Source organism: Rhizobium sp. PEPV16 (genome assembly GCF_008919455.1).
GTDB classification, from domain to species: domain Bacteria; phylum Pseudomonadota; class Alphaproteobacteria; order Rhizobiales; family Rhizobiaceae; genus Rhizobium; species Rhizobium leguminosarum_Q.
In genome coordinates, this window is sequence record NZ_VSZV01000342.1 from 54,083 (window position 1) to 64,164 (window position 10,082).

Below are 10,082 nucleotides of genomic sequence, written 5' to 3' on the forward strand. Positions count from 1 at the left end.
CGAGCCGGTTGTCGACCGAGAAGCTGTCGACCCCGGAGCGGCCTTCGAAGCCGATGCGCGCCAGCTGGTAGTCCGGACCCGTCGGCACGCCGCCGACCCAGCCGTTCAGGTAGGGGCCGATCTCATGCTTGTCGAGATGGCCGTAGCGCGCATTCTGCGAGAACTTGATGCCATTGTCGAATTCATGCTCGAATTCGTAGCCGATCATCTTCTGCACATAGCTGCCGTCGTCGATGTCGGGCTCACCATAGAAGGCGTCGCGATCGATCTTGCCGAAAGGTGCATCCTCGACAGTGCCGACATAGGGGAAGAAGCCGTTACCGGTATGCACCTGGTCGAGCCCGGCGAGGTAACCCCAGACCGTGAGGCTCGTGCTGTCATCCGGCGAAATGGTGAGCTGCGGCATGATGAAGCCGCGCAGATCCTCGGAAAAGTCCGAATAATTGTCGCCGCCGGCAACCTTGCCGGTGATGCGATAGCTCATCGCTCCGCTGGAGCCGACCTTGTCGGAGACATCGAAGCCGGTGAAGGCGTTGCCGTTGCTGTTGATGCCGATCTCGGTATAGAAGAGCGGCTCGTCGAGCGGGCGCTTGCGGACGAGATTGACGATGCCGCCGGGGTTTGCTCCGCCGTAAAGCACGGAGGCCGGACCCTTCAGCACCTCTACGCGCTCGAGCATGAAGGGATCGAGCTGGAAGCCGCCGAAGCCGTAGCTGAAAAGCGTTAGATTGTCGAAGAAGACGCCGGTCTGGCCGGCGTCGAAGCCGCGAATGTAGAACCAATCCGTATCGCCGTCGCCGCCAAAGGGCTGCGCGGTGACACCAGGCGTATAAAGCAGCGCCTCGTCGATCTTGTTGGTGATGCCCCGATCGTCCATTTCCTGAGTGCCGACGACGGAGACGGATTGCGGGATTTCGTTGAGCGGGGTGTCGCTCTTCGAGCCGGCGGAGGAGCTCTTGGCGACATAGCCTTTGACCGGACTGGTGGCGGTGTCGCCGCCGCCCTGGATGACGATCGGCGCGAGCTCAGTCGAATTCGCTTCCTGTGCCGCGGCGGAGCCCGCGATCAGGCCGGCGATCGCCACTCCTGCCAATAGGATTACCTTGAAATTGAGACCCCTGGTCTGCCCGCGCATATGTCCTATACCCCACTCGTGCCGCGCGATGCTAACGTGCGGCGAAGCCCTGAATAAGATGAGGGATTAACTCAGTTTTACCGGGGTGGATTGTCACGATCGGGGAAAATTGAACGTTTTTGGGCAATTCTCCGCGTTGCAAACAATTGCCCGCCAAGCGTTGCAATCAGGCAACTTGTGCCTTCTTCCAGCTCGCCGGCGTGATGCCGACATGTTTGCGGAAGACGCGGGTAAAATGCGCCTGATCGGCAAAGCCGGTTTCGGCGGCGATTGCGGTCAACGCATTTTCGCTTTCGACAAGCAGGCGCTTCGCCCTGTCGAGCCGGGCATTGGTCTGCCATTGATGCGGAGCAATGCCGGTCGAGGCCTTGAAGGCATGGCTGAAATGCGATTGCGACAGGCCGGTGAGGCCGGCGAGTTCCTCGAGGCGGATATTGCGCAGGCAGTTTTCCTCGATGAATTCGGTGGCGCGGCGAAGCTGCCAGGAGGCCAACCTGCTGCGTTTGCGCGGCATCGCCTTGGCAATCTTCAGGACATCGATGATCAGCGCCAATGCCAGGCCGTCGCCATAGAGATCGTGTAACGGCTCCGGATTGAGGCATTCGGCGGCGACCAGCTGTGCCAGCGACAGCACCCGCTCATCGGAAAACAGAAGTTGCGGACTTTCCAGACGGCGCGGATCGATATCCTCCATCAGCCGGCGGCTGACGGTCTCCGTGTCGAAATGGATGTCGAGGTGGCGCACCGAATGCACGTCGGTCAGATCGGCCCAGACTTCCATGCCGGCCGGCACATAGGAGATCGGCCGTATCTCCGTGTCCTGGACGGTGCCCTGCGCCTTTGGCGTGAGCTTGATACGCGAATTGCCCGGTCCCCGCTTGTCGAGCATGATGAACAGCCGCGGATCGCGCGAGACGTAATAGCCGCCGGCATAGGAGGCGCACTCCACGTCCCAGACATCGGCGACGATGCCGTTCCACAAGCGGCGATGCACGCCGCCGATGACGGAGAAGCCCTGGATCTTGTTCTGCATCCGCGGTTGAAACGTCATTTCCACTTCCGCCTCCGGCCATGCGCCGAAGTAAACCTTCAATTTGTACTCAAGTTTATTACCGCAGGCGGAACCGGATGGCAATTACCAAATCCGGCACCAGATCCGCCCCCAATCCGGGGTAGTGGCGCTAAATCAAACCTTCGACACAGAGAAACTGAGGCGGGCATTTCCGAGCAGGATGTCGATCTCGCCGGGTTCGGTTAGTTCGATCGCTCCACTCAACGTGCCTGTCGTGATGAGCGCACCTGCCTTCAGCGATGTCTCGGGGCGCAAGCCGTCATTGGCGTAATCGACGAGCCAGGTGAGAACGTCGCCTTTCGGATGCTGCGCCGGACCATCATAGATCGTGCTGCCGGCATGGGTGACCTTGAGCGGCGTGCCGGCGGCGGTATCGACGACGGTTTTTTCGACCTCCGGGCCGAGCACATAGCCGCTATTGCCGAGCCGGTCGGCGACGAACAGCAGAAACGAAACGCTGCCGCTTTCCCTCACGGCGCTGACCAGCAGCTCGGCGCCGAGATAGACGGCGGAAATCGCCTCGACCACCTCGGCGCGGCTGTAGGGAATCCTCGCGCGAACCGGCAGGTCGCCGCCGAGACGGACGGCGATCTCGGTTTCGAATTTCAGGCCCGGATACCAGGGAATGTCAGCGCCCGAGATGGCTTTGGCATAGGGATACAACGGAGCGGTGACCGCCTGGCCCTGCGGCGAGACCGTGACTTTCCAGGCATTGCTCGAAATATGGTCTGCAGCAGTGAGCAAATTCTGCGCCTCCATCGCCTGATGGAGATCGGCTGGCAGCGCGAAAGTGTCCGTTGTCTCCTGCCGGCCGGCCTGTCGCAGGCTGTGAAGCCTGGCTGCAAGGGTGCGCGGATCGAATGTCTCTGTCATGCTATCTCCTCGACCTGATTTGCGAGGTGCCACACTAACGAGAAGGCAGGGACGAACAAGGCCGCTTTTGGAAAGACTCCTATTCCATCGCCGCGTGCCAGCGGGTGCGATAGGCGGTCAGTCCGGGGATAGCGGTCGGCGGGACATGCGTTTCGGCACCCGATACCGGCCGGATGCCGGTGAGAAGCGCGGCACCCTGGCTGGTGCCGGTCGAGCCGGGAAGGGCCATGACCTCGCGGCCGGTCAAGGCGGCGAGCAGCTTGAGATAGGTTCCATTCAGCGCAAAAGGCCCTTCGACGATAATAGTGCCCTTGGCGCCGACCAGTCCGAGGCAGGCATCGGTCATCAAGGCGAGATAGAGACAGGCAGCGGCGGAGCGCTCCTCGCGGCTTGCCTCTTCGGCGCCGATCCAGCGGCTTGTCTTTCCCGGAAAAGGCCCGGAACCCGGCGCGATATTCGGCAGGAGCATCGTGCCCTTGTCGATGACGAGACCGATTGCCGCCTGAGCGGCTTTTTCGTCGACAGGGCCGATCTCGGCCGAAAGGATCTCGAATTCCCGCCCGCCCATGAAACGCGAGGAGGGGACGGCACGGCCATAGGCATCGACATTGGCGAGTGCATCGCGTTTCGGATCGAGATGATCGAGATCGCCGCCGACGCCGAAATTGATGACCCATGTGCCTGTGGAGACGACGGTGAAGGGTGCCTGCCGATGCACCAGATGCGGCAGCAGCGAGGCATTGGAATCGTGAATGCCGCAATAGACCGGCACGGCTGCGGCGAGGCCGAGCTCAGCGGCGATATCAGGAAGAACCGGGCCGAGCGCATCGAAGGCGGAGCGGATCGGCGCCATGAGGTCGCGGATGGCGAGCCTGTCGACGAGCGAGGAATAGCGGCCGGCCCTCGGGTTCCAGAGGTCTGTATGGCAACCGAGCGATGTCAGCTCATTGGCGGCGACACCGGTCAGCCGCGCCGTCCAATATTGCGCATAGGTGAGGATGGTCGCCACCTCGGCGAATTCCTCGGGAAAGGCGATCTTCTGGTAGTGCAGCTGCGCGCCGACGTTGAGGCCCATCGCCAGGCGCGGCGAGAAGGTTTCGTCGAAAGAGGGGCGCAGTCGCGTATAGGCATCGCGAATGTCCTGCGGATATTCGTGTTCATAGTCGATGACAGGCATGGCAAGTGTGCCGTCCCGGGCAAGGAGTGCTGCGGAGGCGCCATGGGTGGTGATCGAAATGGCGTCGAAGCCGGGCTCGCGCGCAAGGCTCTTCAGCGCATCGAGCGCAAAGGACCAGAGAGCCTCTACGTCGTAATGCGGATAGAGGCCGGTTTTGATCGCGATATTCGGCCGTTTCAACATAGCGATCTCGGCGCCCGTCTCGCTGTCGAGCACGACGACCTTGGCATTGGTCTTGCCGATGTCGAGGACGGCGATGCGGCGATAGGATGTGGCGTTCATGGCATATGGAAGACGGTGACCAGGTCGCTCTGGACCGGTGAATTATCGGGATTGGTCGCCATGATATCGGCCATGTGCGCCCACCACTTTTTCACGACCGGATGGTCCGGCAGGCTCGCCATCGTGTGGTCGGCCGGCCGCGTCAACACACCGAACAGCGTGTTGGTCTCGCGGTCGAGATGGATGGAGTAGTCGCTGGCGCCTGACTTGTGCAGGAGATCGACCAATTCCGGCCAGATCTCGTCATGCCGCCGGCGGTATTCGGCTTCCATGCCGGGATTGAGCTGCATTTTGAAGGCGTGTTTTTCTAAAGTCATCGGGAGCTCATGACCTTGATGCGGCGGGCGATGATCGGGATGGCGATGGTGATGATGAGAAGCAGGCCGATGAAGATCGACATAACGATGCCGGGCACGTTCAACAGGCCGAGGCCGAAGGTGACGAGGCCCATGACGAAGGCGGCGATGACGACGCCGACGATCGTGCCGGAACCGCCGAGGATCGAGATGCCGCCGAGCACGACCATGGTGACGACCTCGAGTTCCCAGCCCTGGGCGATCGACGGCCGGGTCGAGCCGAGGCGTGAGGTCAGGCAGACGGCGGCAACGCCGCTCATGACGCCGGTCAACAGGAAGAGGATGAATTTGATGCGTTCGACCGGAATGCCGGAGAAGCGGGCGGCGAAGTCGTTGTTGCCGATCGCATAGACCTGTCGGCCGAAATTCGTCGCATGCAGCAGGATGGCAAAAAGGATCGCCAGCACGATGAAGAGCACGAATTCGAAGGAGAACACCCAGACGACGTAGCCCTGGCCGAAATAGGCGAAATCCGCAGGGTATTTTCCATAGGCTTGGTCGCCGAGCACGATATAGGAAATGCCGCGGAAAAGGCTCATCGTGCCGATGGTGACGACGATCGACGGCAATTTCAGCACCGAGACCAGCACGCCGTTGAAGATGCCGCAGGCAAGGCCGGTGCCGATGCCGATCGCGACCAGGCCCGGTGTGCCGATGCCGACCTGCGCTGCCGCGCCCATCGCCGTCGAGGCGAGCGCGATGATCGCAGCGACCGAGAGGTCGATCTCACCCGATATGACGAGCAGCGCCATGGCGAAGGCAATCATCGCCTTTTCGGTGAAGTTGAAGGTGGCGTCCGAAAGGTTCCAGGCATCGAGGAAATAGGGCGAGGCGAGCGAATTGAAGATGAAGATCAAGACGGCGACGGCAAAGAGCAGCACTTCCCAGCTCGCGACGATGCGGCGAAAGGGCGTGCCGAGTCGGTCGGGGATGACCCGCTTTTCGTGTGTGGACACGGTGCTCATGCTGCGGCCTCCGTTCTGATCTCGGCTGCGGCGCGGTCGCGGAGGATGATGCGGCCGCGGTTGCGCTCACGCCTGGCGTTGAAGGCGACAGCGAGGATGATGACGGTTCCGGAGATCGCCATCTGCGTGAAGGGTGAAATGCCGATCACCGGCAGCGCATTCTTGATGACGCCGAGGAAGAGCGCGCCGAGCACGGTGCCGGCGACCGAGCCGACGCCGCCGGCAATCGAAATACCGCCGATGACGCAGGCCGCAACGCTGTCGAGCTCGAAGCCGTTGGCGATATCGACATAGGCAACAGCATAACGCGACACCCAGAGATAGCTCGCAAGGCCGGCGAGCGCGCCCGACAGAACGAAGGCCAGGAATTTCGTCCAACCCGTATCAATGCCGGCATAGACGGCCGCCGTCGGATTGCCGCCGGTGGCATAGGCTGAGCGGCCGAACTGGGTATATTTGAGCAGGACATACATCAGAAGGACGATGACGATGCCCACCCAGCCGAGAACCGGCAGGCCGAGGATCGGCGTGCGCGGCACCGACAGAAAGGTCGGCGTCATCTGGTGAGCATTCACCCATGCCCCGCCCGAAAGCACGAAGGCCATGCCGCGATAGATGGTAAGCGTGCCGAGTGTCACGACGATCGGCGGGATTTCGAGCGCCCAGACGAGAAAGCCGTTGATGGCGCCGAGGCAGGCGCCGATGACGATCGCGGCAAGGATGAGCACGACGAGCGGCAGATCGGGATAGGCGGCATTCATCATCGCGATCGCCATGCCGGTGAAGGCGAGGTTGGCGGCGACGGAGAGGTCAATCGATTTCGTCAGGATGACCGTCATCTGCGCCAGCGCCAGGATAATCAGGATGGAGGTATCGTTGAAAATGCCGGCTAGATTCTCCGGCCTTGCGAAATCGGCGGCGCGCGTCGAAAAGATCGCGATCATCACCACGATGATGAGGAACAGCAGGGTTTCGCGTTTTCTGATCAGTCTTGCCATGCTCTTACCTTATGCATTGCCGGTGGCGGCGCGCACCAGCGCTTCCGGCGACAACTCGGCGCGTTCGAAAATTCCGGCGGAAAGACCCTCCTTCATCACCAGGACGCGGTCCGACATGCCGATGATCTCGGGCAATTCGGACGAGACCATGATGATCGACAGGCCCTCGGCGGCGAGTTCGCTGATGAAGCCGTGCACGGCCGCCTTCGAGCCGATGTCGATGCCCTTTGTGGGTTCATCGAGGATGATGACCTTCGGCGCCGTCGCCAGCCATTTGCCGATGACGACCTTCTGCTGGTTGCCGCCCGACAGCGTGCCGACCGGGACGGAAAGGGCGGCCGCGCGTAGGTCCAGCCGCTCGGCGTATTTGCGGGCGAGGGCGAATTCTTCTGCCGCCCTGAGGAAGCCCCGGCGCGAGGTGCGGGTAAGCGAAGGCAGCGTCATGTTCTGGAAGATCGGCATCGGCAGCGCCAGCCCGTGGCGGCCGCGTTCCTCCGGCACATAGACGATGCCGGCGCGGATCGCGTCCTGCGGCGAATGGATGGTGATCTCGCGGCCTTCCAGCATCATCTTGCCGGAGAGCGGCCTGGTGATGCCGAAGAGCGATTGTGACAGTTCCGAACGCCCGGCGCCGATCAGGCCGTAGATGCCGAGAATCTCGCCCTGGCGAAGGGTGAAGGAGATGTCGCGGAATTCGGTGCGATGGCTGTAGTTGCGGATCTCGAGAACCGGGCCGCCGATGGCGACGTCGACCTTCGGAAAAGCGTTCTCGACGTTGCGGCCAACCATCATGCGGACGATCTCGTCCTGCGGCGTTTCCTTGAGCCGGCCCTGGCCGACGGCGCGGCCGTCGCGGAAGACGACGAAATCGTCGGCGATCTCGTACACCTCGTCGAACTTGTGGCTGATGAAGAGGATCGCCTTGCCCTTTTCCCTCAGGCCCCGGACGATGCGGAAGAGATCATCGATCTCCTTGCGGGAAAGGGCTGCCGTCGGTTCGTCCATGATGACGATGCGGGCCTCGATCGACAGCGCGCGCGCAATCGCCACCAGGTGGCGCTGCGCGATCGAGAGGTCCTTCAGCCGGATCGTCGGATCGATATTGCTTTCGAGCGCAGTCAGCAGCGCCTCGGCGCGGCTGTTCATCGCCTGCCAGTCGATGGTGCGCAGACGCGTGCGCGGCGCGTGGCCGAGGAAGATATTCTCGGCAACCGTCAGCTCGTCGAACAGCACGGTTTCCTGATGGATGGCGGTGACGCCGGCATCGATCGCGGCCTGGGCGCTGGCAAAGGTCACCGGCTGGCCATCGACGAGGATCTGGCCTTCGTTCGGCCTGTAGATGCCGGTCAGGATCTTGACGAGGGTCGATTTGCCGGCGCCGTTTTCGCCGATCAGCGCGGTCACCGTGCCGGGGTGGAGCGCGATGCTGACATTGTCGAGCGCCTTCACGCCCGGAAAGATCTGGGAGATGCCGCGCATTTCCAGAATGGCGGGCGCATCACCGGTTTTGCTGTCCGTGGCGGTTTGTTGAAAGGCAGCGTTCATCGAGCTTCTACCAGTGTCGAATGAGAATCCTGGCGGCCACCAGGCCGCCGGGCTTTTATGCGTCGGCTCCGGATCAGAAGACCTTAGAGAACTGGTCGATATTCGAAGCATTGTAGACGAAGGGATCGGCCATGGCGGCTTCACCGTTGTCGCCGACCTTGATCTTGCCCATGCGGCCGGCCTCGATCTCGCTGCCTGGCTTGCCGTCGGTCTCGCCCTTGACGAGGCGATAGGCGATCTGCGTTGCGGAGTAGCCGAGATCGATCGGGTTCCAGATGGCGAATTCCTTCGTCGCGCCCGACTTGATCGCGCCGGCCATTTCGGACGGCAGGCCGAGACCGGTGACGTAGACCTTGCCGACAAGACCCTTGTCTTCGACGACCTTGGACGCGGCGAGAACGCCGACCGTCGTCGGAGCGACGATGACCTTGATGTTCGGGTTCGCCTTCAAGAGGCCTTCGGCTTCACGATAGGACTTGTCCGAGAGGTCGTCGCCATAGACTGTGGTGACGAGGTTGAGGCCCGGGAAATCCTTGAGCTGCTTCTTCATCTGGTCGATCCAGATGTTCTGGTTGGTCGAGGTGGTCGTTGCCGACAGAATGGCGAAGTCACCCTTGCCGCCGTCGAGATGATCCTTGACGAGCGTCAGGCACATCTTGCCGATCAGCTCGTTGGACGACGGGTTGAGCTGCAGGATACGGCCTTCAGGTGCCACGCCCGAATCCCAGGAGATGACCTTGATGCCGCGCTGCGCAGCCTTCTTCAGCGCCGGAACAAGCGCGTCGGGATCGTTGGCCGAAACGGCGATGGCGCTGACGCCCTGGGCGATCAACGAGTTGATGACCTCGATCTGGCCTTCGGCCGTCGTCGTCGTCGGACCGGTATAGATGACCTCAACGCCGCCGAGTTCCTTGGCGGCTTCCTGCGCGCCCTTGTTGGCGGCATCGAAGAAGCCGTTGCCGAGCGACTTGACGACGAGACCGATCTTGATGTCGGCAGCACTGGCCGTGCCGGCCATCATGGCGACGGCAAATGCCACGCCGATTGCGAGTTTCTTTGCGAGTTTCATGCTTTCATCCTCCCACTGATTGACACTCTTCACACCTCCCCGGCGCCTTATGCGACCGACGAGGAATCCTCCTTGATTGCCTGGGCGGCCGGGCTCGCAACGATGAGCCTGATGCCGGCATTCTCGATCATCCTGACGGCTTCCTCTGGAATGCCGTCATCGGTGATGATCGTAGTCACACGCTCGAGCGGGCACAGAATGAGGCTCGACCGGCGATGGAACTTGCTGGAATCGGCCATGACGACCAGTTCGTCGGCCTGATGCATCAGCTTCTGTTCGCTTTGAATAATCAGCGCGTCGGCTTCCATGATGCCGAGCGGGCCGATGCCCTGCGCGCCGATGAAGAAGCGGCGGGCGTAGAAATTGCGGATCGCGTCATTGTCGAAGGGGGAGAGGATCAAGCTCTGCTCGCGATAGATCGCGCCGCCCGGCACCGTCACCGTGTTCTTCGAATGCTTGACCAGATGTTCGGCGATGGCGAAAGAATTGGTCATCACCTGGAGGCGGTGCGCCGCCATGAAATGCACCATCTGGAAGGTGGTCGTGCCGCCGTTGATGATGATCGCGTCGCCCGGATCGCAAAGCTCGACCGCCTGGCGTGCGATTGCGC

At 61.9% G+C, this 10,082-nt stretch carries 10 protein-coding genes; all 10 read right to left on the reverse strand.

Annotated elements, in window-relative coordinates; all coding sequences use genetic code 11:
- Positions 1–1,135 (reverse strand): TonB-dependent receptor plug domain-containing protein (locus FY112_RS38075; protein WP_246700753.1); only part of this gene is annotated, 1,135 nt, incomplete at its 3' end.
- A 166-nt stretch (positions 1,136–1,301) separates the two neighbouring features.
- On the reverse strand, positions 1,302–2,186 hold the full coding sequence (locus FY112_RS26925) for an AraC family transcriptional regulator (protein WP_065284155.1): 885 nt from the start codon (positions 2,184–2,186) through the stop codon (positions 1,302–1,304).
- A 135-nt stretch (positions 2,187–2,321) separates the two neighbouring features.
- Positions 2,322–3,080, reverse strand: a complete 759-nt coding sequence (locus FY112_RS26930; RefSeq protein ID WP_151519686.1) for a fumarylacetoacetate hydrolase family protein — start codon at positions 3,078–3,080, stop codon at positions 2,322–2,324.
- 79 nt (positions 3,081–3,159) lie between these two features.
- Positions 3,160–4,539, reverse strand: coding sequence for an FGGY-family carbohydrate kinase (locus tag FY112_RS26935; protein WP_151519687.1), 1,380 nt, complete (start codon positions 4,537–4,539; stop codon positions 3,160–3,162).
- Positions 4,536–4,856 carry an L-rhamnose mutarotase gene (gene rhaM, locus FY112_RS26940; protein WP_003553870.1) on the reverse strand — a complete coding sequence of 107 codons (321 nt, stop codon included), beginning with the start codon at positions 4,854–4,856 and terminating at the stop codon, positions 4,536–4,538. Before rhaM ends, FY112_RS26935 begins: the two co-directional genes overlap by 4 nt.
- On the reverse strand, positions 4,853–5,860 hold the full coding sequence (locus tag FY112_RS26945) for an ABC transporter permease (protein ID WP_151519688.1): 1,008 nt from the start codon (positions 5,858–5,860) through the stop codon (positions 4,853–4,855). Before FY112_RS26945 ends, rhaM begins: the two co-directional genes overlap by 4 nt.
- Positions 5,857–6,858 carry an ABC transporter permease gene (locus FY112_RS26950; protein WP_151519689.1) on the reverse strand — a complete coding sequence of 334 codons (1,002 nt, stop codon included), beginning with the start codon at positions 6,856–6,858 and terminating at the stop codon, positions 5,857–5,859. Before FY112_RS26950 ends, FY112_RS26945 begins: the two co-directional genes overlap by 4 nt.
- Before the next feature lie 9 nt (positions 6,859–6,867).
- Entirely contained in the window at positions 6,868–8,403 is a 1,536-nt protein-coding gene (locus FY112_RS26955) for a sugar ABC transporter ATP-binding protein (protein WP_151519690.1), read from the reverse strand.
- A gap of 73 nt (positions 8,404–8,476) precedes the next feature.
- Positions 8,477–9,472, reverse strand: coding sequence for a rhamnose ABC transporter substrate-binding protein (gene rhaS / locus FY112_RS26960; protein ID WP_026265566.1), 996 nt, complete (start codon positions 9,470–9,472; stop codon positions 8,477–8,479).
- 47 nt (positions 9,473–9,519) lie between these two features.
- On the reverse strand, positions 9,520–10,082 hold a 563-nt coding region (locus tag FY112_RS26965; RefSeq protein ID WP_246700754.1), incomplete at its 5' end, for a DeoR/GlpR family DNA-binding transcription regulator.

Excerpts from the sequence above, each read along its gene's own strand:
- FY112_RS26945 (WP_151519688.1), bottom strand. The coding sequence starts at position 5,860 with ATGAGCACCGTGTCCACACACGAAAAGCGGGTCATCCCCGACCGACTC.
- FY112_RS26935 (WP_151519687.1), bottom strand. The coding sequence starts at position 4,539 with ATGAACGCCACATCCTATCGCCGCATCGCCGTCCTCGACATCGGCAAG.
- FY112_RS26955 (WP_151519690.1), bottom strand. The coding sequence starts at position 8,403 with ATGAACGCTGCCTTTCAACAAACCGCCACGGACAGCAAAACCGGTGAT.
- FY112_RS26925 (WP_065284155.1), bottom strand. The coding sequence starts at position 2,186 with ATGACGTTTCAACCGCGGATGCAGAACAAGATCCAGGGCTTCTCCGTC.
- rhaM (WP_003553870.1), bottom strand. The coding sequence starts at position 4,856 with ATGACTTTAGAAAAACACGCCTTCAAAATGCAGCTCAATCCCGGCATG.
- FY112_RS26930 (WP_151519686.1), bottom strand. The coding sequence starts at position 3,080 with ATGACAGAGACATTCGATCCGCGCACCCTTGCAGCCAGGCTTCACAGC.
- rhaS (WP_026265566.1), bottom strand. The coding sequence starts at position 9,472 with ATGAAACTCGCAAAGAAACTCGCAATCGGCGTGGCATTTGCCGTCGCC.
- FY112_RS26950 (WP_151519689.1), bottom strand. The coding sequence starts at position 6,858 with ATGGCAAGACTGATCAGAAAACGCGAAACCCTGCTGTTCCTCATCATC.